This window comes from Syntrophorhabdales bacterium (assembly GCA_035541455.1).
Classification (GTDB): Bacteria; Desulfobacterota; Syntrophorhabdia; order Syntrophorhabdales; family WCHB1-27; genus JADGQN01.
Window position 1 is genome coordinate 36,873 of record DATKNH010000138.1, and the last position, 23,117, is coordinate 59,989.

Annotated in this window: 20 protein-coding genes and 1 pseudogene; 10 read left to right on the forward strand and 11 right to left on the reverse strand. The window is 55.6% G+C overall.

What is annotated here, in order from left to right; genetic code table 11:
- Positions 1-8: 8 nt before the first annotated feature.
- From VMT71_15130 to VMT71_15140, 3 genes are all read right to left on the reverse strand, one after another.
- Positions 9-965 (reverse strand): D-2-hydroxyacid dehydrogenase, encoded by a 957-nt coding sequence (locus VMT71_15130; protein HVN25305.1) that lies wholly within the window; start codon positions 963-965, stop codon positions 9-11.
- Positions 962-2,152, reverse strand: coding sequence for a M24 family metallopeptidase (locus VMT71_15135; protein HVN25306.1), 1,191 nt, complete (start codon positions 2,150-2,152; stop codon positions 962-964). Before VMT71_15135 ends, VMT71_15130 begins: the two co-directional genes overlap by 4 nt.
- 81 nt (positions 2,153-2,233) lie before the next feature.
- Positions 2,234-2,416, reverse strand: a complete 183-nt coding sequence (locus tag VMT71_15140) for a hypothetical protein (GenBank protein HVN25307.1) — start codon at positions 2,414-2,416, stop codon at positions 2,234-2,236.
- On the opposite strand from VMT71_15140, the pseudogene VMT71_15145 reads away from it, so the two are divergent.
- The 5 genes and pseudogenes from VMT71_15145 (at position 2,345) to VMT71_15165 (ending at position 8,029) form a co-directional block, all read left to right on the forward strand.
- Positions 2,345-3,450 (forward strand): annotated as a pseudogene (locus tag VMT71_15145) (MFS transporter). The gene VMT71_15140 and the pseudogene VMT71_15145 sit on opposite strands and share 72 nt — an antisense overlap.
- Before the next feature lie 126 nt (positions 3,451-3,576).
- On the forward strand, positions 3,577-4,584 hold the full coding sequence (locus VMT71_15150; protein HVN25308.1) for an alpha/beta hydrolase: 1,008 nt from the start codon (positions 3,577-3,579) through the stop codon (positions 4,582-4,584).
- A gap of 379 nt (positions 4,585-4,963) precedes the next feature.
- Positions 4,964-5,128: a hypothetical protein gene (locus VMT71_15155; protein HVN25309.1), complete on the forward strand. Its 165-nt coding sequence runs from the start codon at positions 4,964-4,966 to the stop codon at positions 5,126-5,128.
- A gap of 108 nt (positions 5,129-5,236) precedes the next feature.
- Positions 5,237-7,552, forward strand: a complete 2,316-nt coding sequence (locus VMT71_15160) for a nitric-oxide reductase large subunit (protein ID HVN25310.1) — start codon at positions 5,237-5,239, stop codon at positions 7,550-7,552.
- 96 nt (positions 7,553-7,648) lie between these two features.
- Positions 7,649-8,029 carry a PA2779 family protein gene (locus tag VMT71_15165; protein HVN25311.1) on the forward strand — a complete coding sequence of 127 codons (381 nt, stop codon included), beginning with the start codon at positions 7,649-7,651 and terminating at the stop codon, positions 8,027-8,029.
- A 357-nt stretch (positions 8,030-8,386) separates the two neighbouring features.
- On the opposite strand, the gene VMT71_15170 is transcribed toward VMT71_15165, so the two are convergent.
- The 8 genes from VMT71_15170 to VMT71_15205 all read right to left on the reverse strand — a co-directional run bounded on the left by VMT71_15170 (position 8,387) and on the right by VMT71_15205 (position 16,920).
- Positions 8,387-9,550: an MFS transporter gene (locus VMT71_15170; GenBank protein HVN25312.1), complete on the reverse strand. Its 1,164-nt coding sequence runs from the start codon at positions 9,548-9,550 to the stop codon at positions 8,387-8,389.
- A 279-nt stretch (positions 9,551-9,829) separates the two neighbouring features.
- Positions 9,830-11,362, reverse strand: coding sequence for a YifB family Mg chelatase-like AAA ATPase (locus VMT71_15175; GenBank protein ID HVN25313.1), 1,533 nt, complete (start codon positions 11,360-11,362; stop codon positions 9,830-9,832).
- A 13-nt stretch (positions 11,363-11,375) separates the two neighbouring features.
- Positions 11,376-12,437 (reverse strand): mannose-1-phosphate guanylyltransferase, encoded by a 1,062-nt coding sequence (locus VMT71_15180; protein ID HVN25314.1) that lies wholly within the window; start codon positions 12,435-12,437, stop codon positions 11,376-11,378.
- A 38-nt stretch (positions 12,438-12,475) separates the two neighbouring features.
- Complete coding sequence (locus VMT71_15185) at positions 12,476-13,195, reverse strand: YkgJ family cysteine cluster protein (protein HVN25315.1); 720 nt, start codon at positions 13,193-13,195, stop codon at positions 12,476-12,478.
- Positions 13,182-13,922 carry an NAD-dependent deacylase gene (locus VMT71_15190; protein HVN25316.1) on the reverse strand — a complete coding sequence of 247 codons (741 nt, stop codon included), beginning with the start codon at positions 13,920-13,922 and terminating at the stop codon, positions 13,182-13,184. Before VMT71_15190 ends, VMT71_15185 begins: the two co-directional genes overlap by 14 nt.
- Positions 13,923-13,975: 53 nt before the next feature.
- Positions 13,976-14,947: a P1 family peptidase gene (locus tag VMT71_15195; GenBank protein ID HVN25317.1), complete on the reverse strand. Its 972-nt coding sequence runs from the start codon at positions 14,945-14,947 to the stop codon at positions 13,976-13,978.
- Positions 14,948-14,999: 52 nt separating this feature from the next.
- Entirely contained in the window at positions 15,000-15,557 is a 558-nt protein-coding gene (gene purE / locus VMT71_15200; GenBank protein ID HVN25318.1) for a 5-(carboxyamino)imidazole ribonucleotide mutase, read from the reverse strand.
- Positions 15,558-15,732: 175 nt separating this feature from the next.
- On the reverse strand, positions 15,733-16,920 hold the full coding sequence (locus tag VMT71_15205) for an IS256 family transposase (GenBank protein ID HVN25319.1): 1,188 nt from the start codon (positions 16,918-16,920) through the stop codon (positions 15,733-15,735).
- A 166-nt stretch (positions 16,921-17,086) separates the two neighbouring features.
- Between VMT71_15205 and VMT71_15210 the strand changes: the two genes are divergently transcribed.
- The 5 genes from VMT71_15210 (at position 17,087) to VMT71_15230 (ending at position 23,103) form a co-directional block, all read left to right on the forward strand.
- Complete coding sequence (locus VMT71_15210; GenBank protein HVN25320.1) at positions 17,087-17,431, forward strand: FmdB family zinc ribbon protein; 345 nt, start codon at positions 17,087-17,089, stop codon at positions 17,429-17,431.
- On the forward strand, positions 17,428-17,583 hold the full coding sequence (locus VMT71_15215; protein HVN25321.1) for a hypothetical protein: 156 nt from the start codon (positions 17,428-17,430) through the stop codon (positions 17,581-17,583). Before VMT71_15210 ends, VMT71_15215 begins: the two co-directional genes overlap by 4 nt.
- A 354-nt stretch (positions 17,584-17,937) precedes the next feature.
- A complete protein-coding gene (locus tag VMT71_15220) occupies positions 17,938-18,489 on the forward strand; it encodes a (2Fe-2S)-binding protein (protein HVN25322.1) in 552 nt (183 codons plus the stop codon).
- A complete protein-coding gene (locus tag VMT71_15225) occupies positions 18,479-20,764 on the forward strand; it encodes a xanthine dehydrogenase family protein molybdopterin-binding subunit (protein HVN25323.1) in 2,286 nt (761 codons plus the stop codon). Before VMT71_15220 ends, VMT71_15225 begins: the two co-directional genes overlap by 11 nt.
- Complete coding sequence (locus tag VMT71_15230) at positions 20,764-23,103, forward strand: FAD binding domain-containing protein (protein HVN25324.1); 2,340 nt, start codon at positions 20,764-20,766, stop codon at positions 23,101-23,103. Before VMT71_15225 ends, VMT71_15230 begins: the two co-directional genes overlap by 1 nt.
- Positions 23,104-23,117 lie beyond the last annotated feature (14 nt).

Consider the following 23,117-nt stretch of genomic DNA (forward strand, 5'->3'; position numbering starts at 1 on the left):
CTTCGTCGCTAGCGCTCTATAAAGTTGACCAGGTTTCGTCGCTCTCCACTCAGGAACTTTCGAAGATTCTCTTCGATGATAGGCATTATCTGTTTGCGGTACATATCTGCCTCACCTGCAACATGCGGTGTGATGATCAGGTTCTTCGCATGCCACAAGGGATGGTCCGCAGGCAACGGCTCGGTAGACAGAGCATCCAGCGCCGCGCCTGCAATCTGCCCCCTATCGAGCGCCTCCATCAGCGCCGCATCATCTACCAGTTCTCCTCGCGCAACGTTAAGCAGGAACGCGGTCGGCTTCATCTTTGCGAGGAGCTGTTTTCCCGCTATCTTCTGAGTCTCGGGCGTTGAAGGTGCAACCAGGACGAGGTAATCGACCTCGCCCGCCACGTTGAGCAGGTCCTCGGGGCCATAGAAGAAATCGACGCAATCCAGATCCCTCTTCACAATATCAATCCCATACACGGTCATGCCGAACGCTTTACACTTCCGGGCCAGCTGCTCCCCGATCACGCCAACGCCGACAATGGCGACGTTCTTCTGATAGAGCAGCTTTGATTTCCACCTGACCCAGGCTCTCTTATCTTGGTTTCTCACGTTCTCCGGAAAATTCCTGTTCAAAGCGAGCATGAGAAGAATGGCCATCTCGGACACCTGCGGCCCGTGAATGCCCCGGCCCGAAGTAATGATGATATCCTTCCTGAGAGAAGGACGGCTCAGGAGATAGTTCACGCCTGACGTGATGACCTGAATCCATTTGAGATTGGTCGTCTGCTTCAGGATGTCATCGGCAACCCGGTAAAGCGTGATGAGGATATCCACTTTGTCCGCGTGCGGCCTGATTCCTTCTTCGCTGGTGACGGCATGGATCTGCAAGTCGGGGAATTTCTCCCGGAGATCCTTGTGGTAATCTTCAGCATCCGGCATCGCGAGAAGTATGTACATCTCTTCAGCGCTGCCTTTCATACGACGAATATCTCCTTGGGGGTCTTATGGAGACAGTCGCTCACACCGTTCTCCGTGATCAGATAATTGTCACAGAGTGTGATCCAGACCCGGCTGTTTTTTGCAACAGGGTGGACGGCCAGGTTCATCCCTGCCTGCAGCTTCATGGGTTCGTCATAGCGTATGGCCGGCCTCTCCACCAGCTCGTAGCCCTCACCATGCGCGTAGAGCCTGCCTTCAGGACCTGAGCCCATCTTCACGAGGTGCGCGTTGCTGGCGTCCCATATTTCCTTCGGATCGGCTCCGGGCTTCATAAAGGACAGGTTCAGTTTCTGCGTCTCAACGGCAAGTGCAAACATATCCTTCGTCTCCTGGTCGGGTTCCCGTCCCAGCGAGAAAACCCTCGCAATCTCCGTGTAATAACCGCCCGGTCCATTGCCCTCAAGGAGAACGACGACCTGGTCACCTTTCTTCAAAGTCCTGTTCATGAAATGGCGGCCCATGAATCCCATGGGCGCATCCCCCTGCTGATAGGAGCTTATCAGCACCTGGAGCCGGGTGCACCCGAGCTTGGTGGAAATGTAGTCCGCCTCTGCGTGAAGATCCACGTCTTTCAAGCCGGGCTTGATCCGCTGCCGCACGTAATCGAGCGCCTTGTCCTGCAGCGCGGCTGTGCCCTTGATCAGCTCGATTTCTTCAGGGCTCTTGATGGCTTTCAGGTAATCTATAGGATCTGTCATATCGACGAATGTGGCACCAGGGCAGTGTTCTGTCACATATCGATAAAAGTTTACGTGAAGCGACGATACCCCCACCCATCCTATGGTCGGTGCCTTCCTCTCCGAGAGAACCTTCACCGCCAGCTCGGCGTCATAGCTGTTGGTGTAATGCATCGATGGATAGTACGGCGCCCCTAATCTACTCTTGATGCCGTACACGGACCATTCCGGCGGCCTGCCTACGTTCGGAGGTGCGCTGCTGATGGTTGTCATCTCGTCATCAACCGGGAAGATGACCGTGAAAGGATAGCTATGGCGGGGTGTAATTGCGCTGAACCACCGCACATAGCCGCCGTAGAATTCCTCGTCCTGCCTCATCACCAGGAAATCCACCTTGCGTTCCTGCATGAGTTCTCTTGCGGCTTTCCATCTCCTTTCCAGCTCTGCGTGAGAAACTGACGTGACCAGCCTTTCTTTCGGATCTTCCATTATTTCTCCTTCCTGAATGGTGCGTCGGAGTTGCCGGAAACCCCGTGCGCAGACGATAATAGCTGCACGATCAGTTTCTTGTCAAGTGCAATCTACGCTGTTCCGGGATAAACTGATCACCTTATGCCGCGCTTCACATCGCTCAGAGGCAAAGGTCTCCTCTTTCTTCTTTTCCTCTGGTTTATCTGGTTCATGAATTTCAATGGGAGACTCGTCTTCACGCCTATCCTGCCCCTTCTCGAGGATGAGTTCCACGTCAGCCATGCGAGGGCTGCAAGTATATTTACGTTCGTCACACTCGGTTATGCGCTCGCTCTCTCCTTCGCAGGACCTGTGACGACCTGCCTTGGGCGTAAGCGCACCATTCTTCTGTCAATGAGCGTGTCGGGGGTTGTTCTTTCTATCATCCCCTTCATCGACAGATTCGAGCTTTTTTTCCAGCCGCCTTTCTACTTGCTTTTGCGCTGGGTGTGCATCTGCCAACTATCATCCCTATCATTACGAATTACTACTCTGAGGGGGTTTGGGGGAAAGTCATCGCTTTCCACGAATCAGCGAGTTCCGTCAGCATCTTTGCAGCGCCTTTTGTCGCCCTCTTTATTCTTTCCTTTCTTCCGTGGCGCGGTATCTTCATGATCTTTGCCATCCTGCTTCTATTGGGTGCGGTAGCCTTCGGTTTCTCCACTACTGACGTAAAGATACAGCCGGGCACAAAGCTCTTTCAGCCTCAGATCTTCAGGAGCCGCGCCTTCTGGATCATGGGAACAACATGGGGCTTCAGTTCAGGGTCTCTGCTGGGCCTTTACTACGTGATGCCGCTCTATCTCGTAAAAGAGCTTTCCATGAGTGTACAGCAGGGAAATGCCATCTTCGGGCTATCGCGGCTCGGAGGTATAGCTGTGGCGTTGGGAGCCAGTCTCTTTGTCGACCGGGTCAACCTCAGGAAGACCCTTTTCTTTTTCGCTCTCGCCACCGGCGGGATGACGATGCTATTGGCCCTCGCCACAACCGCCTGGGTCAAACCGCTGCTCTTCATGCAGGCAAGCGTCGCGACAGGCCTCTTCCCGGTAGCATTGGTCGCGATCTCCAGAATGTTCGACGTAGAATCCCGCGGTCCCGCCACAGGATTCATTATTACGCTGGGGATGGCAGGTTCGGCAGTTTTCCCCTGGCTCATAGGTCTCTCCGGAGATCTCGTCAGCTTTCGTCTGGGCATCTTTCTGCTTGGCCTCCTCACTGCACTCTCAAGCGGACTCCTCTTTCTTCTGAAACAGTTAAGAAGACAGCCAAACCACTGATGTGACCGTGTCCCCTCTCTCGTGGACGCGAAACAACGCGCGATGCACGTCGCCCATCACATTTTAGTTGTCGGCCCGAGTTGTGTCTGTTACACTCCAGCACAGATTAGAGTTAGGAGGTGACCTATGTCGGCAAGGAAAAATTTTCTCGGGAATGAGCTTTCACGACGGACGTTCCTCGGAACAGCCGGTATGATGCTCGCAACGGCCGGTGCGGCGCTTGCAGAGCAGGCAGCCCCGCAGGCGCCACGCGTAAAAGGACCGCGCGTCTGGCTCGACATGGATCAGAAGGAACTTGACGACGCGTATGACCAGAGCGTGTACGCTCCGAACGCGCAGCAGATCGTCGGCCGCTACGCCACCAACAGTAATGCCACCCGCGCTAGGCTCGGTCAGCCGCGGCGCTACGCCTATGGACCTACACCGGTCGAGGCGCTCGACGTATTCGTGACGAAGCACCCCAAAGCGCCGGTTCATGTCTTCATCCACGGCGGCGCCTGGCGCGGCGGTTTTGCGAAGGATTATGCGTTCCCGGCGGAACTCTTCGTGAACGCGGGCGCCCATTACGTCGTGCCTGATTTCACCGCAGTGCAGGATGCAGGGGACAGCCTGCTGCCCATGGCAGAACAGGTACGTCGCGCAGTTGCCTGGGTCTACCGCAACGCCGAAAGCTTCGGCGGCGATCCCGGCCGCATCTACGTTTCAGGCCATTCGTCAGGTAGCCACCTGGCAGGCGTCATACTCGTCACCGATTGGCAGAGGGATTTCGACCTCCCTCCGGATACCGTGAAAGGTGGGCTGTGCTGCAGCGGTATGTTCGACCTCAAACCCGTACGACTCTCGGCTCGCAGCAAGTACGTCAAGTTCACTGATGAGATGGAGCAATCCTTGAGCACTCAGCGCCATCTCGACAAACTGAACTGTCCCGTAATCGTTGCCCACGGCACGTTCGAGACGCCGGAGTTCCAACGCCAGTCGCGTGATTTCGCCGCCGCTTTGAAAGCGGCACATAAACCTGTGCAGCTGCTCGTCGCCGAGGGCTACAATCACTTTGAGATCATCGAGACGCTCGCCAACCCTTACGGACTTCTGGGTCGAGCCGAGCTCGAACAGATGAAGCTTACGCCGAAATAAATCGATGAGACTTTATTGTTCGTTCCAGTAGCCTCTTTATTATCTTGGTCTTGCGGCTCGTTTTCGCAGGACGAAGTTTCGGCTGAACGCGGTCAATCACGATCGGGCTCGCCCTGGTCGTCGCGCTCACGGTCGTGTTAGCGGCCAGGCAGATGAATGCGGCCTCCCAAACAGTTGATGCATGCATCTCCGGGAAAGGTCCTGTCGCAACGCATAGCGGGCAACCCTGAGGAGGAGGTTCTCCTCGCCAGACTTCGCTCGAATCACGAACAGATGAAAAGGCTCTTCGATGTCTTGAGTCAGAGGCAGGAAGAAAGCGCTCCAGCCGCAGAACTCGTACATCACGAAACCCGTTACCTTCAACGCGCCGGTGGAAGTCGTGAAGTCGCTCGGTAAATACTGGTTCGACGTGGTAGAACTGCCCGACCCCGGCGGTTACCACCTTATGTTCCTGGAGAGGGCCGGACACGTTGCAATCCAGAAGCCCCTCTTTCTGGGTAACAACGGAATAAACCCGATACCGGAATTCAGAACAGGAACGTAACTTCTCTATAACACCGCTTCTATTTGCACAAGCCACACGGCAGAACTACATTAACGATAGCCTTAGTAGCCCGTTCCCAAAAGAGCGTACCTGTCCAAGGAGGGTGTCATGCCTGATGAACAGCATGCGACGGATACACTTTCTCCCCGTTGGAGAAATGCCGTCCTCCTCATTTTGATTCTGGGATTTTCAGTGCTCATCTGGATTGCGGTCAGATCCTATAAAGACGCTCCTCCCATCCCCGAAAAAGTAGTCAACGGCGCAGGGGCTGTTCTCTTCACCGGTGCCGACATCCTTGCCGGTCAGCAGGTCTTTCTGAAACACGGCCTCATGGAGAATGGCACGATATGGGGACACGGCGCGTACCTCGGGCCTGATTTTTCCGCAACGTATCTGCATGGTCTCGCGGTTGACGCAGCAGAGTTCATCGCGCAGGAACGCTTCAACCGACCCGTTTCCCGGCTTTCGTCTCTGGAGCGCGCTGGCGTCACCGCCGAAGCCTCTGGAATGCTCAAACAGAATCGCTACAATCCCGAGACTCATGCGCTGACATTCACGCCCCCGGAGGAAGCGTCCTACGGGCAACAGATCAAAAGGTGGAGGATGTACTTTGCGGACCCGCTTTCCAATCGGGGCCTGATGAACAAGCAGGTGCACGATCCTGAGGAGTTGAGGCACCTCACCGCCTTCTTCGCATGGACCGCCTGGGCCTCTGTCGCCAACCGGCCCGGCAAGACCTATTCGTATACGAACAATTTCCCGTACGATCCCCTCGCGGGGAATCGGCCCACAAGCGACGCCTTTCTGTGGAGCGCGCTCAGCCTCATAACACTCCTCGGCGGGACGGCTCTCATTCTCTTCGCCTTTGGCAGGTTTAACTATCTGGGTTGGAAAGGCAAAGCAGAGCACATTCATCCGGTTATGATTCCCGGCGGGGCCACCGAGGGCCAGAGGGCAACGATAAAATACTTCATGGTGATGGGCCTTCTCTTTCTCGCCCAGGTGTTTGTGGGAGGCGCAACCGCGCACTACCGGGCAGAGCCCGGCACGTTTTACGGCTTCGATCTGACAACGATCTTTCCCACGAATCTGCTCAGGACCTGGCATCTCCAGCTCGCGATCTTCTGGATTGCAACCGCATATGTCGCGGGCGGGCTCTTTCTCGCAAGCACGCTGGGAGGCAAGGAGCCAAAACGGCAGACGACCGGGATCAACTTCCTTTTTGTAGCGCTGGCAATCGTGATCTTCGGCAGCCTCTTCGGTGAGATGTTCGGTATTCGCCAGCTTCTCGGGAAACTATGGTTCTGGTTCGGTCACCAGGGCTGGGAGTACCTTGACCTCGGTAGAGGCTTTCAGTTGCTGCTGGCCGCCGGACTGCTGATCTGGTTCGTACTGCTCGTCAGAGCGGCTGGTTCAGCAAAGAGAGAAGGCACAGATCGTGAGATCGTCTGGCTCTTTCTCTGCTCCGCGTTGGCGATCCCTCTGTTCTATCTGCCGGCACTCTTCTTTACTAGTACTACCCATTTGACGGTCGTGGATAACTGGCGTTTCTGGATCATTCACTTGTGGGTCGAGGGCTTCTTCGAGCTCTTCGTCACCACCATGGTAGCCGTGCTCTTCTACAAACTGGGCATGGTAAGCCGCCAGACGGCGACCCGCGTCATCTACCTCGATGCGATCCTCTTCCTCGGGAGCGGCATCATCGGCACGGGGCACCACTGGTACTGGACCGGGCAGTCAAACGTTACCATGGCGCTCGCGGCGCTCTTTTCTGCCATGGAGGTGATTCCCTTGACGCTTCTGACCCTTGATGCCTGGGACTTCATACGGTTAACCAAGGGACGCTGCGACGTGTGCGGGCAGGAAATCTCCGTGCCCCACAAATGGACCTTCTACTTCATGATGGCGGTCGGGGTCTGGAATTTTGTCGGCGCGGGCATATTCGGCTTCCTGATCAATCTGCCCATCGTCAGCTACTTCGAGGTAGGGACAATACTCACTCCCAACCACGGCCATGCGGCGATGATGGGCGTGTTCGGCATGCTAGCCCTATCCTTCACCGTCTTTGCGATGAGGCAGGTGCTCTCCGACAGCTACTGGAAGCGTGTGGAGAGCTACGTGCGGTTTTCCTTCTGGGGTTTGAATGTCGGCCTTGCGCTCATGGTCATCCTCAACCTTTTCCCGGGAGGCGTTCTGCAGCTCCGGGACGTGCTCACTTACGGGTATTGGCACGCGAGGGGCCCCGAGTTTCTGAACCAACCGACCACACGGATGATCGAATGGCTTCGGATGCCGGCCGACCTCATCTTCATTTTTGCAGGCGTTCTACCGATGCTTCTGGCGGTCGGAGAGACATACCGGTTCGTAAGGAAGACGGCAGGGAGTGACGCTGTTGACGGTCACGGAGGTGAGGGACTGCGCTGAGGCCCTGTCGGACTGATCTCATTGCCTTGCAATCTGGAGCTCTCAACCCTATGTTGTATACGCTTGAAGCATTTGGCACTGTCAAGGAGGTGCAGTATGGTTAAGAGGGCACTGGTGTGCTATCTGGCAATGGCGCTTCTTATTATCGGGATGGTTCCTCGCGTTGAGGCAGCATTTTCCCCGTCTGAAGCCTTTATACTCGGTCCCTCAGTGAGAGTGACTGATCTGGAGAATATTCAGACAGCGCTTGAAAACAAACTGATTCGTCAGCGGCTGCACGACCTTGGCTACAGCACGGAGGAGATAACCAGCAGACTCGCCCAGCTGACTGACCAGCAGGTCCACGCAATAGCCCAGAAACTGGATGACCTGAGGGTCGGCGGTGACGGTGTCGAGATCGCCATCCTCGCCATAGTATGCGTTATTCTTGTTATCGCTATCCTCTATTTCACCGGGCACAAGCTGACCGTGAGATGATGACTGCGTAACGCTGTTACAGGGCTACCAATCCAGTTCTGTGATGGTTTTACGCTTGATGAGCCGTCCTGTCTTTCATCGGTATTGCAGATCCTTGCAGCGTCACAACTGGTGTCTCTAAACACGGAAGGAATTGACAATCAGGGAGAGTCGTCGAGGACGGATTAGCGGATCGCTTACCCACAGCACATCTTTTGCCTCTAGAGGAGATAGCCTTTGACCATTACGGCCTGGACCTAGATGAGCGCGTGGCCCTGTCTTTTTCATAGAGTTCCACTTCTACAAAGTTATATCCGCCCATCGCTGTCTGCATTTAGGTTTAAGTAGCTCGATTTGATGCGGTGATTGCCTTCGCGTCTATTGTCGAGACGTTTCGGTTCGTTTGAGCAATAAGGTAGGCATTACGCAAGCACCAGCCGCAAAGGCACAGGGCACTGAGACTGTCCAGAGAGCAGTCGCGATCGAGTACTGCCCTCCGATGTAACCCATCGCGATGGGCGAGAACGATGAGACACAGTAGGCGAGGGTGACGACAATGCCCAGAGCCAGCCCTTTGAAGGAAGCAAACGCGAGGCCCGTAAAGGTCCAGACGCCGGCGGTCGCCGCAGTCCCCACAAAGCCCGCAACGAGCGTGAAGAGGAATCTCAGGGGCGTGTTAAACGTCCACATGGTGAGCATGAAGAACACTCCCATCAGCACGCTCGCCGCCATACCCGTGCGCCTGTACCCTACCCGGTCCGAGACGATGCCCGTGATCGGTCGTCCCACCGCCTGCCCGATCCCGAAGAAACCGGCAAGTAAGCCCGCACCCGTTGCGGTCATCATCACCTCGGTGCGAAGATACACGGGAAACCACATAGAGAAACCGAACTCAGCGGCCATCTGGAACGTGAGCACGAGGCCAAGAAAAAAGAGCATGAGCATGTTTCGGGGGAGAAGAATGCCTTTATTAAAGAATAGGCCGCTGTGCTTTTCGTGTCCTACTTTTGGCCAAAACCACCACTGGAGAAAAGCGACAAGTAACCCTGCTGATCCGACAACAAGGAACGCGCTCCGCCAGGTACCCGTGGCATCCAACAACCATCCGGCGAGGGCCGGGCCGACGAACCAACCTAGTGCAGCACCGGAAGTCAGGATGCCTATGAAGAACGCGGGCCTTTCCGGGAAGAGTTCCAGTGTGAAGGCCGTGAGCGGCACAAAGTAAAATGCCTCCAGCGTACCCGTGAAGAAGCGGGTCCAGAAAAGATGAGTCGTGCTGTGAACACAGCCAGAAAGCACGCTAAGGCCAGAAAATCCGAATATGCCAAGGAGAATAGCGTGTTTTCTTCCGAAACGGTCAGAGATCGAGCCGGCCACGATCGGTATGAACATGTACCCCCACATAGAGGCAGACCCGATTAGGCCCAGCGTTGTGCTGTCAGCCCCGAATGCCTGCATGAGCGAGGGTATCAAGGGTCCGAAGATCCATCTCTGGGCAAAATAGAACAGCATGCCAAACCAGCAGACAATAAAAAATGCCATGCGGGACGTCCTCGTCTGCTCGGGAACCATAACGCGTACTATAGAGAAGAGTGAAGAATAAATCAATGGAGATCACATGCAGCAAGGACGTGTTTCATCCGGGCGTAGAATAAGACCGCCCGACATTTGATAGCAACAAACCAAGGGAATTCTTCTCGAAAAATCCCCACAAACGGGACCACGTAGCAGGAACGGAGGTAGGCCAGGCAACGGGGGTACTCGCTGCGTATAACAACGGCCGTGTTCAAAAGAATTTTCAAATCTGCTGAGTCAAGACAGTTAGAACATTACTCTCTTATCCAGCACGCGGTACTGGATGGCTTCTGCCACGTGAGATTCCTCTACCTGCTCTTTCCCATCGAGATCTGCTATTGTTCGGGAGACTTTGAGGATGCGATGATACGCCCTCGGAGAGAGAGCGAACTTCTCGACCGCTCTTTCGAGCAGTTCTCTTGCCGAATTACCTGCGGCGCAGAATTTCTTGATCGAGCGGGTGGGCATCTGAGCGTTTGCGTAGATGGGCTTGCCCGTGAAACGCATCTGCTGTATGGCGCGGGCAGCGATCACCCGTTCCCGCATCAACTCCGACGTCTCTTCATCCGATTCCATGGAGAGCTCTCTGATGGTGACGGGCGGGACCTCTATCTGGATATCAATTCTGTCAAGGAGTGGTCCCGAAATCCGCGAGCGGTACCTGTGTATCTGCGCACCGGTACAGATGCATGCGCGCCTGGCATCCCCGAAGTAGCCGCACGGGCACGGGTTCATTGCCGCAACCAGCATGAAGCGTGAAGGAAATGCAATGGCGTGCGTTACCCTCGAGATCACCACGCTGCCGTCCTCGAGGGGCTGTCGCAACGCATCAAGCACATTCCTCTTGAACTCAGGGAACTCATCGAGAAAAAGCACACCATTGTGGGCAAGGCTTATCTCTCCAGGTTTCGGCACATGGCCTCCGCCGATCAAACCTGCATCGGATATGGTGTGGTGGGGGGAACGGAAAGGCTTTTCCGTTACGAGGTACACGTCTTTACTGGTGAGCCCCGCTATACTGTGGACCCTTGTCGTCTCTACCGCCTCGTCATGCGTGAGAGGAGGCAGTATTGTCGGCAGCCTCCTGGCAAGCATGGTTTTGCCTGATCCCGGGGGACCGATCATGAGCACGTTGTGTGCACCGCTTGCCGCGATCTCTAAGGCTCGTTTAGCCTGGGCTTGCCCTTTTATGTCAGAAAAATTGAGCCCCTCAGCGCTTCCATGGGTCTTTTCGCTCATCTCCTGCGATTGGAAGCGAACGAGCTCGCGCTCACCTTTCAGGAAATGCACGAGTTCGAGAAGATGACCAACCCCTTGCACACGGGCGCCCCTGACTACGGCCGCTTCGGGTCCGTTTTCGAGAGGCACGACAACACTCTCCAGCTTTTCCCTCCTGGCAAGCAAGGCCACCGAGAGCGCGCCCCTGATTGGCTTGATGGTGCCGTCGAGCGAGAGCTCGCCATTCATCAGGAAACCATCGAGGGCGCTCTGACGGACGATCCCGGTCGACGTAAGTATCCCGAGCGCTATCGGCAAATCAAAGGACGAGCCCTCTTTCCGCACATCCGCGGGAGCAAGGTTAACCGTGATCCGGTCATTGGGAAACTCGAAGCCTGCATTCTTGATTGCGGCCCGCACCCGCTCTTTGCTCTCTTTCACGGACGTTTCAGGAAGACCTACAATACTGAAGGAGGGCAGACCCGGTGATATGTCAACTTCCACATCAACCTTGATGGCATCGATTCCGTGAAGCGTCGCAGCGCAGACGCGGCTGATCATCCAGGACTCCTTCTTAACTTCCTGACCCAAGCAGCTTGGCGATCTTTCTCGCTTCCTGATCCCGGTTTATGTCGCAGACAAGCACCCCATCCTTCGACGCCACCACAATGAGGTGTGACACACCAATAGTGCCTACCGCAATACCGTCGCCGTATACGACGCAGTCCTCCGTGTCAATGCAGACCGGCTCGCCTTTCGTGTAATTTCCGTTCCGGTCCACTTCAGAAATCCGGAGCAGGGAACCCCAGGTCCCCACGTCATCCCAGCCGAAGTTCGCTTTTACCATAATCACATTGTCGGCCTTTTCCATAAGACCGTAATCGATCGAGATAGCTTCGAAACCCCTGAAGATCGATCCGATCTTCTCATCTTCATTGACAAGAATCGCCTCGTCGATTTCTACGAGCCCCTCGTAGAGGTCGGGCATGTGGCATTCGATTCCCTGTAAAACTGTGTCTGCTTTCCAGGCGAAAATGCCGCTATTCCAGTAGTAGTGTCCCTCCGCCAGGTAGGCGACGGCCCTGGCCGCGTCAGGTTTCTCCACATATCGTTTGACCTGAAAACAAGACGGGCCGTAATCCTCCTTCATCTCTTCCGCGGCGTATATGTAGCCGTAGCCTGTTTCAGGTCGCGTCGGCTTGATACCGATCGTGACGAGATGTTCCCCGCTGCGCGCACATTCAACAGCCTGGAAGAGCGTTTTTACGAAGGCGTCCTCGTCGGGTATGTAGTGGTCTGCGGGCATCACCACCATCAGGGCTTCCGGGTCGATCGTGCGCAAGGCCATTGCAGTAAACCCTATACACGGAGCCGTATCCCGGCCTGCAGGCTCAACAATGAAGTGTTCGTCGGGTAGTTGCCGAAGCTGTTTCTTCGCGACCTCCAGCTGGTCCTCTCCCAGGACAACAAATGTTCTCTCTTCGGGGACCAGATGGCGTACCCGCTCAAGTGCCATCTGGATCATCGTCTTGTCTCCCATCAGATTCAAGAACGGCTTAGGGGTCGTGCTGGTGCTCAGCGGCCAGAAGCGCTCCCCTTTGCCACCCGCCATGATAACGCAAAATACGTGTTCCATAGGCACCTCTGCAGAACCTTTAGAGTACATTCAGACTACTACAGCTTCAGTGCGTCTACAATCTTCATGCCGAGAAACAATTGCTCGATCCCTCCCGGCGCATCCAGCGATTCAGTCTTCTCATGTATCCGGCGCAAGCGTCCATTCCTGTTCAGAGCGGCTTGCAAGGCCTCTCTCTGAATGCCAAAGGAAACCTCATCACCCGCTGCATTGCCCCGTCGGCAAGCTATTTCCTCTCTGATATCCACAGTGTAACCTGCGCAGCCGAAAAGATAAATCTCTCCCGCATACATCTCTTTGCTGTGCATGGAGAAAAGATTCTTCAAAGCATCCTTCCTCGACTCGGGTACATCGCCAGCGTAACTGACGCAGGGGAATTCAACATACGAATCGATCGTACCAGCGATGCTCAGGTACTCCGGAAAAAGCGCACACGCAGCGGGCCTCTTCTCATAGACGGTGCAGTAACCTTTCTCATTCAGAAAAGGGCATGGTTTACTCAAAGCAAAGCGCACTCTCACTCTGTCAAACCCATGCTCCACAAAAGGCGCCAGAGAAAAATAGCGCTTGAAGGTTTCTGCTACAGGGCGTTGGAGATATTTTGCCAGAGCATAAATTTCAAAAAGGCTCGCATCGACAAGCAGGTCACCGCGGCACCCGTACCTCGGACAAGTGTCATCGCACTTGAACGACGAGTCCTTGTTGTAAAGACTATGCTTCTCGCCGAGCCATGCATCGAGCACGCTAGGCCCTGACATACTCCATGATTTTCGGCAACACTTCCGATGCGCTCTCTTTGAAGAAAAAATGAGATATAGAGGAGGTGAATGGTGTCTCCTCCATGTTGATTTCCACGATCTTGGCCCCGCTGGAGTGAGCAAGATGCGGCAAGTCCGCTGCGGGATAGACAACGCCGGAGGTACCCATGACAAACATGAGCTTGCACTTTCGCGCTTCTTCGTTTGCCCGTATCATATCGAGCATGGGTATGGGCTCGCCAAAAAAGACGACATCCGGTTTTAAAGGTGCAAAGCAACGATCGCATATAGGATACGGGAGAACGCGTGCTTCCACTTCAGTAAAGTCGATCTTTGCCGAGCAACCAACGCAGATGAGCCGCCTGTGATTTCCGTGGTATTCGATAACCGTGCTGTTACCTGCTGTCTGATGAAGCCCATCCACGTTCTGCGTGATGATGGCCTTGAGGAAGCCCATTTTCTCTAACTCGCCGAGCGCGACATGGGCCGCAGACGGCCTTGCCGCAAAGATCACACCCGCCATCTCCCGGAGCATATTCCATACCTTCTCTGGATTGCGTCGAAATGCATCTATATGCGCATACTCCATCGGGTCATATTTCTCCCACAGTCCCTGCCCACCCCGGAAGGTAGGGATTCCGCTGTCTACCGAGATGCCCGATCCTGTGAAAGCAACCACATAACCTCTTTCCTTGATCAGGTCAGCCACTTCACGATACTTGTCCATACCCTCACTCGCTTTCGAGGCTAAGGCTCTTCTTTGCCTGGCGCGGAAAACAACTATTTACGAGCCTTAGCCACATCTTTGGCCGCCGGAAGTTTGCCCAATCCGTCAGCTTTTCTCACTGCCCTCTTGATGGCTTCTGCCACCACGAATTCACTAAGGATACCTACCCTGTTGACGTCTGCGTCCACGCTTCCCATTGAGAGCGCGAACACAAGGTCGCCGTCAAACGTCGTGTGCACGGGGCTGACCGTCTTTATCAGTCCGCCCTGAGCGATCTGTGCTACTTTCGTGATCTCTCTTTTGTGGAATGCTCCGTTGGTCGCAACAACAGCGAGCGTCGTATTTTCAAGGCCGAACTGCTTTCTTACATAGCCCCGCTTTAACGAATCAACGGTGCCGGCGAACTGGAGACTCTCCTGTTTCTTTCTCACGCCTGCTATGATCTTGCCTGTGAGGTTGTCCAGGATGTCGCCGAACGCGTTAACTACAACAAGGGCTCCCACGATGAGGCCATCGGGCATGGCAACACTCGCCGTTCCCACACCGCCCTTCATGGCGCAATGGATCCCGAAGAGTTTACCGACGGTGGCACCGACACCGCAACCTGCGCTTCCCTCGTCCACCTGGTCCGACGCGTTCAAGCACGCTTCGTAGCCACTCTCGCGGGTCGGCCGTGCCTTGTATTCACCGAAGCCGAGATCGAAAATGACCGCGGTCGGAACAATGGGCACCCGCGCCACGCCCACATCGAAACCGATGCCTTTCTCTTCGAGGAACTGCATGACGCCGCTCGCAGCATCCAGCCCGAAGCTTGACCCGCCGCAGAGCAGTATCGCGTGGACCTCTTCAACCACATGGTTGATAGCGAGGGCATCAACCTGACGCGTGCCCGATGCTCCGCCCCGTATATCGATACCGCCGACCGCGCCCTTTTCGCAGAGCACGACAGTGCAGCCGGTGCAGCCTTTGTAATCTGACGCGTGGCCGACAAGAATGCCTTGCACATCAGAAATGCTGTTCAACATGAGACAAACGTATCAGAAGAGATTCTCAAAGTCAAAAGGCAGACTCATCCGGTTATTTGATCTTTCGTGACCCTCGCCCGGTACCCGCTTGCGGGCGTTTTGGTGACTCGACTTTGGCAGTGTGATGTGCAATCTTTCGCGACTTCTGTTCCACCTCGTTTCTCATGGTTTCTTTGAGCAGCTCCATTTTCCTGCTGATCTGCGGGTATTTTATCGAGAGTATTTCACAGGCCAGAATGCAGGCATTGCGTGAAGAATTGACCCCTACGGTCGCAACCGGCACCCCCTTGGGCATCTGGACTATGGAAAGGAGCGAATCAAGCCCGTTCAGCGCTTCCCCTTTGAGCGGGATGCCTATTACCGGCAATGTGGTGTGGGAGGCAATCACTCCCGGAAGGTGTGCCGCAAGTCCCGCGGCGGCAATAATTACTTCTATCCCCTGCCCTCTCGCTTTCTGTGCGAGAGTTACGGTCTTTTCCGGATGGCGGTGGGCAGAGGAAATATCGAGCGCATAGGCAACGTCCATGGTTTTCAAGAAGTTGAGCCCATCTTCTATGATGGGGAGGTCACTGTCGCTGCCAAGGATGATCAGTATTCTTGGTGCTGTCATACGGTTTCTCCTTCCGCCCGGTGTGATGTTTCTTTTCTATACCATGGGACCATTACCGCATCAATAGTTTTGCTCGTACTCCAGTTGAACAGCTGAGTTGTTGAGTCGCGTGCGCGGGCTTCTCTCTGCCGCGCGGTCCGCTTTTGCCCCTTGACCCACAGTATACCCGCTAATGTCAAGTGTTTTGTGTCAGCACGAAGACCGGGTACACTCCCTGATTTATATTCTCGTACATCAGTACAGCATAGAGGATCCTCTCAACACTGGTTCTGTTGCTGAATACGCCCATAGGCCGTGTTCTCCTCCGCACCTCCCGGAACCGCCGCTCGATGGCATTGGTCGTCCGGATCGCCTTTCTGAACTCCGGGTCGTCAAACTGAAAACAGGTGAGCAGATCTTCAAGATCGTCCCTCAAGCACTTGACAGCCTTCGGATACTTCTCGATCCATGATTTGGTCCAACGCGCTGCAGCACGCTGCGCCTCACGCAGGTTCTTCGCGCTGTAGATCTTCTGCAAGCCTCTCTTGACGGCCTTCTGTTTTTTCTTCGGCACCTTGTCGAGGATGTTGCGCATCTTGTGCGCCCAGCACCGCTGCAGGGGGATGTGAGGGAAGACCTCGGGGAGAATGGAGATCAGGCCCTCGCCGCCGTCCGCGCAGATGACCTCAGGTGCGGCAAGTCCCCGGTTGGTGAGGTCGGTGAGAAAGCGATTCCATGCGGCTCCGCTCTCAGCTTTCGCAAGATAAAAGTCAATGACCTCCTTTTTGCCGTCAGGGCGGATGCCTAACGCCACGAGGACCGGACGCGTAAGGGTGCCTGCTCCGGTCTTTCTCTTGATGATGATCCCGTCCAGGATAAGGGCCCGGAACTTGCCCGTGATACGCCGGAGATGAAAGGCCCGGACTGCACCGTCAAGGGTCGTCGCCACCCTGCTCACGGTCTGAGGACTCACCTTTTCCCCGAGGAGCGAAAGAAGGGAAACGCCGACCTTCCGGGTGGAAAGGCCCAGAAGGAAGCAGGCGAGGATGAGATGGTCGATCTCCCGGACCCGCCGTGCATAGGCGGCTATGATGCCCCGGGGGCTGAAGTGGCGGGTCCTGGGGATAGCAAGGATAACGTTCCCGAGCTCGGTGAGCACGTGGCGCACGTAGCTCCCGTTCTTCCTGTCCGGGATCCCTTTCTGGTAGGCCCAGGAAAGATGGCCGGCCACCTGCCGGTCCATCTGCTGCTTCAGTACCGTGGCGATCGTGTTCCGCGCTGCATCCCGGTACTCACCCGTCCACTCTTCCTGAGATGCAAGATTCATTTCCTTGACCACCTGCAACGCCTCTGGTAGATTCTTGATAACAATCTGTCGTTCCACGGGGTACCTCCTCCTTATTAAAGAATTTGGTCGTTCTTTCTAAGGAAGGTACCCTTTCTTCTTCTCTGACACAAGATATGATACGCTAGCGTAGACCCGGAGTCCTTGACCGGAGCGGCTCAATGGGGTTATAATAATGGCTTAGTGCCCGGCGGGAGGTTAGTACATGCCTATTTACGAGTATGAATGCAGCAAATGTGGGAAACAATTTGAGATCTTTCAGAAAATTACCGATGAACCCATCACAAAATGCAAGTTCTGCGAAGGGCGGGTCCACCGGCTCATCTCGCAATGTTCGTTTCAGTTGAAGGGGACCGGCTGGTACGTGACTGATTACAAGCACGGCGGTGGAACTTCTGCCGGAAACGGCAGCAAGGGCGGCGCCACTAAGGAAGAAAAGACAGAGGCAAAGACAGATTCTTCAAAAAGTGACACATCGAAATCAGAGACACCAAAGCCCGAGACATCCAAATCTGAAAAATCGGCTGAGAAATCCGGAGGTGCGGCTTGAAACCAGGTGATAAGGTGAAGTTCACCTTCGCAGGCAAGGAAATGGAAGGTGTAGTTCAGAAGCTCTTCACGAAATCAGTTTACCTCAAAGCAGACTTCCCAAAAGACAAAGAGAAGATCGTCAAAAGAAAAATCAAAGATATCAAGGAATAATCGGCGTCTGCTGCAAGCTGCGATTTGACCCGGCGGAACCTGCGGGGCCATTTCGCAATTACTTTCTATATCAATTCTGCTGATACCATCTGCAGTGCATGATGTTCCTATGGCGATACAAAACAGCGTCGTCTCTGGCGACATCCTTCCAACCCGTGATGCTGACTTCCATAATAAATGCCTCGTTGTATCGTTTGTGGATAGTCGATACGCACCCTGGTTTGCTTTTTCCCTGTCAGTCACATCGAGCCTAATTTTTTGATCTCATCCCACCGCCGACACAATTGCAGGACATCTCGTAGCATGGTACATTAGCACTGCTGATCGCGGCTCCATCGCGCCGGGAGGGAGAATATGACAGCAACAAAAGCAAGAAAGGCACAGGCGAAAACTCCGCAGAGTGAATCCGTACGACTCGTTGTCAATGGAGAGACGTTCGATTTGAACATCGGCGAGAGGCGAGGAGAGATTGAACCTTTTCACACCCTGTCACATACGCTGCGGGAGACATTGGGCCTTACAGGGACGAAAATCTCATGCGATCACGGGGCGTGCGGGGCATGTACCGTGATCATGGACGGGAAGGCAGTTCTCTCCTGCAAGATTCTCACTGTCGAGTGCGACGGCAAGACAATTACGACTATCGAAGGTTTGAGAAACAGGGAGACGGGCAAGCTTGATCCTCTGCAGCAGGCCTTTATCGATCACACTGCCTTTCAGTGCGGCTTCTGCACGCCGGGCATGATCGTGACGGCGAGGGCGCTCCTCGACAAGAACCCGCAGCCGAGTGAAGACGAGGTGAAAGAAGCGCTGTCGGGAAATTTCTGCCGGTGTGTCAGCCACTACCACGTCATCCGGGCTGTCATGTCCGTTGCTAAGCCTGAGGAGGTGAGCGATGGGCGGTAACTACAGGTACATCGGCAAAGCGATGAAGCGCAGGGATGCGGAGAGCATCGTCACGGGGAGTGCGCAATACCTGGATGACATCACGTTTCCGAACATTCTCGTGGGAAAGGTAAAGAGAAGCCCTCATGCCCATGCGGTCATCACACGGATCGACAAGAGCAGGGCCCTTGCGCTTCCCGGCGTGAAGGCGGTGCTCACGTGGGAGGACATTCCCGATTACCGGGGTGGAACACCGAGAAACGTGCGAGTCCTCGACCGCAAAGTCAGGTGCGTGGGCGACGCTGTCGCCCTTGTGGCAGCGTCAACCGATGAGATTGCGGAAGAGGCCGTTGCGCTGATTGACGTGGAATACGAGATCCTTCCTGCGGTGTTCGATATCGACTCGGCTCTCGCCCCGGGGGCACCTCTCGTTTACGAGGAGTTCGGCAGCAACGTCATCCCGGGAGGCACGATCATTTATGGCCCCAACTGCCTGAAAGGCGTTGTGCGGGGAGACGTGACGAAGGGATTCGACGAGGCGGATGTGATCACGGAAGGCACGTTCGGGTACGAGAACATACCGAATGCACTTCCCCCCGAATCGGTTGGAGCTATCGCGGTCTGGGAGGAACCTGACAAGGTCACAGTCTACGGGACGAGCCAGGCGCCGTACATGGATAAGGTAACACTCTTCCATGTGTTCAACAGACAGGTGGAGGTACGAAGCATAGGCACCCAGGTAGGCGGTGGGTTCGGCACAAAATTCACCTGCTGGCAGGTCGAGTCCTATGCAATCCTCTTGAGCCGGGCGACAGGGAGGCCGGTAAAGGTGATGATCACGAAAGAAGAGCACATGGCGACCTTTGTCCTCAGGGTCAGCTCCCGTATTCACGCCAGGGTCGGCATGAAGAAAGATGGGACCCTGACCGCCATACAGGGAACGTGGTACGTCGACACCGGATACTATTCCTTTACCACCCAGGCCCAGGTCGCCATCGGGTCGGGAGAGCTGATGATCATGGCCCAGTGCCCCAACTGGGACCTGAAGAATATCGTGGTCGCGACCAACAGGAACGCTTCCGGCGCTACCAGGGGCTTCGGCGGCCAGGAGCTGAAGTGTTCTTTCATTCCCCTCCTTTGTCTCGCCATGGAGAAGGCGGATCTCGATCCCTTTGACGTGCTGAAGAAGAACTTCGTCAAACCGGGCGGTGGTTATTACTGGAGGGACGGAGAGTGGTACGATTTTCGGGGAGTCGATTTCTCGAAGGCCATGGACAGAGGTGCCGAGGTCTTCGGGTGGAAAGAGAAGTGGAAAGGCTGGCTGAAACCGAGTTCAGTCCGGGGAACAAAGCGGCGCGGCATCGGCGTCGGCGTTCACGGGAATGCCGACATCGGCGAAGATGCGTCGGAAGCTTACGTGCAGCTCGGCTACAACGGCACCGCAACCATCTTTCTCTGCGTGGCGGAGCACGGGACAGGTCAGAAGAGCAACTACATCAAGATGGCCGCCGAGGTTCTGCAGATCCCGCCCGAGCGTATCTCCATGAGCCCGGCCGACTCCCTCGTCACTCCTTTCGAGTTCGGCCCCGTAGGATCGCGGGGAACCTATGCGATCGGGAGTGCCGTAATCAATGCCGCGGAAGATGCGAAGCGGCAGCTCCTCGAGATGGCCGCAGGAAAGCTCAACGAGGACCCGTCGAACCTCGATACAGAAGACGGCGTCGTCTTCGTGAAGGGGAAACCTGAACGGAGCCTCAAGTGGAGGGCCATGGGCAACGACAGGACCATACTGGGCTACGGACGTTTCGAGCCTGATTTTACCATGTGCAACTGTATGATGAGCTTCGTCGAGGTCGAGGTCGACACGGAGACGGGCAAGGTAGACCTTGTGCGCGTGGTCAACGCAACCGACGTGGGACAGATCATCGATCCTCCGGGCCTCGAGGGGCAGCTCAACGGGTGCTTCGGTGCTGCAGGCATCGACAGCGCCATCTTCGAAGAGACAATCCTCGACCGCCGGACAGGACACATCGTGAATGCCAATCTCATCGATTACAAGTGGCGAACTTTTTCGGAACTGCCCGTCATCGACAACGTCGTTCTCGAAACGCCTTTCCCGAGCCACAGGTTTCACGCGGTCGGTGTCGGTGAGATATCGACGTCGCCCGGTCCTTCGGCCGTGCTCATGGCCGTGTCGAATGCTGTCGGCGCGTGGCTCCACGACTACCCGGCGACACCGAACAAGATATTGAAGGCGCTCGGCAACGTTGAGAGCGTGGCGCAGGAGGGTGTGTGATGAAGCCGTTCAAACACCACAACGCACGGTCCATAAGGGAAGCGGCATCATTCCTCTCAGAATACGGCGGGAAAGCAAAGATCAACGCCGGAGGCACCGACCTACTCGCAGCCATGAGAGACAAGTGTCTGCCCGACTATCCCGAAGCGGTCATCAATATAAAGACCATAGACGGCCTGAACTACATCAGGAGGACCGCGAAGGGTCTTACGGTGGGCGCCTTAACAAAGCTGGCCGATGTAGCGGCTTCACCGGAGATCAGGGACGAGTATAGCCTTCTTGCCGAGGCAGCCTACTCCGTAGCCAGTCCTCACGTGAGGAATATGGCAACGCTGGGCGGGAACCTCGCCCAGGATGTACGGTGCTGGTACTATCGGTACCCCGCACAGATCGGCGGACCCATCGTCTGTTTGCGCAAAGGCGGCAATCTCTGCAGCGCACTGCCCGGCGACAACAGACATCACTCCCTGTTCGGCGCTGCACCCCTGGAGAAGTATCCCTGTTCCAGCTATTGTCCGGTTCAGACGAACATCCCTGCTTACATAAGCAAGGTACGCAACCGCGACGTGGCAGAGGCAGCAGCCATTCTGATCGAGTACAATCCTTTAGCAGCGGTCACCGGGCGCGTCTGCCCGGTCTTTTGCGAACCTGAATGCAATCGGGGCCGCTTCGATGAATCAGTGGCGATCCAATGCATCGAGCGGGGGGTGGGTGACTATCTCCTGGATCATGTGAGCACATACTTCAGAGCGCCTGAACGCGGAACAGGCAAGAAGATAGCTATCGTAGGTTCAGGGCCGGCCGGGCTGGCTGCAGCCTACTATTTGCGGAGATCAGGTCACGAAGTGAGAGTCTACGAAAGATCAGGTGAGGCAGGTGGCATGCTCCGCTACAGCATCCCAGCCTATCGTCTGCCAAAAAAAGTGGTCAGCACGTATCTCGATGCACTCAAGGGAATGGGTATCATCTTCGAGCTGGGCATAGAAATCGGCACAGCAATAAGCCTCGCCGATCTCGAGAAGAACCATGATGCGGTCCTGCTCGCACAGGGTACATGGAAAAGCCTGAAGCTCAATGTGCCGGGAGAGGGATCTGAAGGTGTGCATTACGCTCTTGATTACCTCGCTGCAATAAACAGCGGGCAGAAGGTTGCACTCGGCCGTAGGGTTGTGGTGGTTGGCGGCGGGAGCGTTGCCATGGACGCCGCAAGAACAGCAAAAAGGCTCGGAGCGCCGGAAGTTCATGTCGTCTGCCTTGAATGCCGCGAACTCAATTCAAAGGACAGCATGCTCGCACAGGAACAGGAGATCATCGAGGCAGAGGAAGAAGGGGTGATCATCCATCCTTCTCTCGGAGTGCAGTCGATACTAGCCGAGAACGGCCGCGTGAAGAGCATCGAGAGCGTGACGTGTATCTCAGTACGGGAGCCTGACGGCTCGTTCAATCCCCAATTCGATGCCGCATGCGCGGCACTCACGTTTGACGTGGACAGTATCATCGTTGCTATCGGCCAGACAGCCGAAGTCTCTCTCGGCGAAGCGTCAACGTCCGGGCGCGTCTTTACCGCAGGCGACATGGTAACCGGCCCCTCCACGGTGATCCAAGCAGTGGCCTCTGCCCGCGAGGCAGTCAGCAGCATTGAAGCAGTCCTCATCGGACAAGACTCACGGAGCCCTGCGGAATCTGCAACGGAAAGCTTTTTTACCGATTCCCTGTTTGTCGAGACGCCCCGCGTCCGCATTCACATTCGTCCCGCACCTGAAAGGACACGCGATATCGACGTCGAGGATGTTTCCGGGCTTGACCTCGAGGATGTCGAGAAGGAGGCCAACCGCTGCTTCAACTGCGGGTGCCTGGCAGTGAACCCGTCCGACGTGGGTGTGGCACTTGTCGCACTGAACGCAACCGTGGTCACAACCAAGCGAAAGATGAAGGCTGACCGTTTCTTCACCGCGAGCGCAACCTGTTCCACCGTGCTGGAGCCTGGCGAAATAATAAAAGAGGTCTTTATCCCGAAGCCGCCTGACGGCACCCGCCAGAGCTATAGCAAATTCACGTTGAGAACACCGATCGATTTTGCTGTCGTAAGCGTTGCATCAATACTCAATGTGAGGAACGGCGTCTGCGCCGATGCACGCATCGTATTGGGTGGGGTCGCTCCTGAGCCTCTGAGGGCGCGCGCCAGTGAAGAGTTGATAAAGGGTAAGGCGCTCAGCGAGAAGGTTGCTGCCGAGGCCGGCAAGGCAGCAGTGCGTTCTGCTGTACCTCTTGCGATGAACGACTATAAGATCGAGATTACAAGAACACTGGTGAAGAGAGCGATATTCCCAGAACAATAAGGGCACCCCTCCTG

Bases quoted from the DNA above. Each gene is read 5' to 3' on its own strand.
- VMT71_15130 (HVN25305.1), bottom strand. From the start codon at position 965: ATGAAAGGCAGCGCTGAAGAGATGTACATACTTCTCGCGATGCCGGAT.
- VMT71_15135 (HVN25306.1), bottom strand. From the start codon at position 2,152: ATGGAAGATCCGAAAGAAAGGCTGGTCACGTCAGTTTCTCACGCAGAG.
- VMT71_15140 (HVN25307.1), bottom strand. From the start codon at position 2,416: ATGGCTGACGTGGAACTCATCCTCGAGAAGGGGCAGGATAGGCGTGAA.
- VMT71_15150 (HVN25308.1), top strand. From the start codon at position 3,577: ATGTCGGCAAGGAAAAATTTTCTCGGGAATGAGCTTTCACGACGGACG.
- VMT71_15160 (HVN25310.1), top strand. From the start codon at position 5,237: ATGCCTGATGAACAGCATGCGACGGATACACTTTCTCCCCGTTGGAGA.
- VMT71_15165 (HVN25311.1), top strand. From the start codon at position 7,649: ATGGTTAAGAGGGCACTGGTGTGCTATCTGGCAATGGCGCTTCTTATT.
- VMT71_15170 (HVN25312.1), bottom strand. From the start codon at position 9,550: ATGGCATTTTTTATTGTCTGCTGGTTTGGCATGCTGTTCTATTTTGCC.
- VMT71_15175 (HVN25313.1), bottom strand. From the start codon at position 11,362: ATGATCAGCCGCGTCTGCGCTGCGACGCTTCACGGAATCGATGCCATC.
- VMT71_15180 (HVN25314.1), bottom strand. From the start codon at position 12,437: ATGGAACACGTATTTTGCGTTATCATGGCGGGTGGCAAAGGGGAGCGC.
- VMT71_15185 (HVN25315.1), bottom strand. From the start codon at position 13,195: ATGTCAGGGCCTAGCGTGCTCGATGCATGGCTCGGCGAGAAGCATAGT.
- VMT71_15190 (HVN25316.1), bottom strand. From the start codon at position 13,922: ATGGACAAGTATCGTGAAGTGGCTGACCTGATCAAGGAAAGAGGTTAT.
- VMT71_15195 (HVN25317.1), bottom strand. From the start codon at position 14,947: ATGTTGAACAGCATTTCTGATGTGCAAGGCATTCTTGTCGGCCACGCG.
- purE (HVN25318.1), bottom strand. From the start codon at position 15,557: ATGACAGCACCAAGAATACTGATCATCCTTGGCAGCGACAGTGACCTC.
- VMT71_15210 (HVN25320.1), top strand. From the start codon at position 17,087: ATGCCTATTTACGAGTATGAATGCAGCAAATGTGGGAAACAATTTGAG.
- VMT71_15220 (HVN25322.1), top strand. From the start codon at position 17,938: ATGACAGCAACAAAAGCAAGAAAGGCACAGGCGAAAACTCCGCAGAGT.
- VMT71_15225 (HVN25323.1), top strand. From the start codon at position 18,479: ATGGGCGGTAACTACAGGTACATCGGCAAAGCGATGAAGCGCAGGGAT.
- VMT71_15230 (HVN25324.1), top strand. From the start codon at position 20,764: ATGAAGCCGTTCAAACACCACAACGCACGGTCCATAAGGGAAGCGGCA.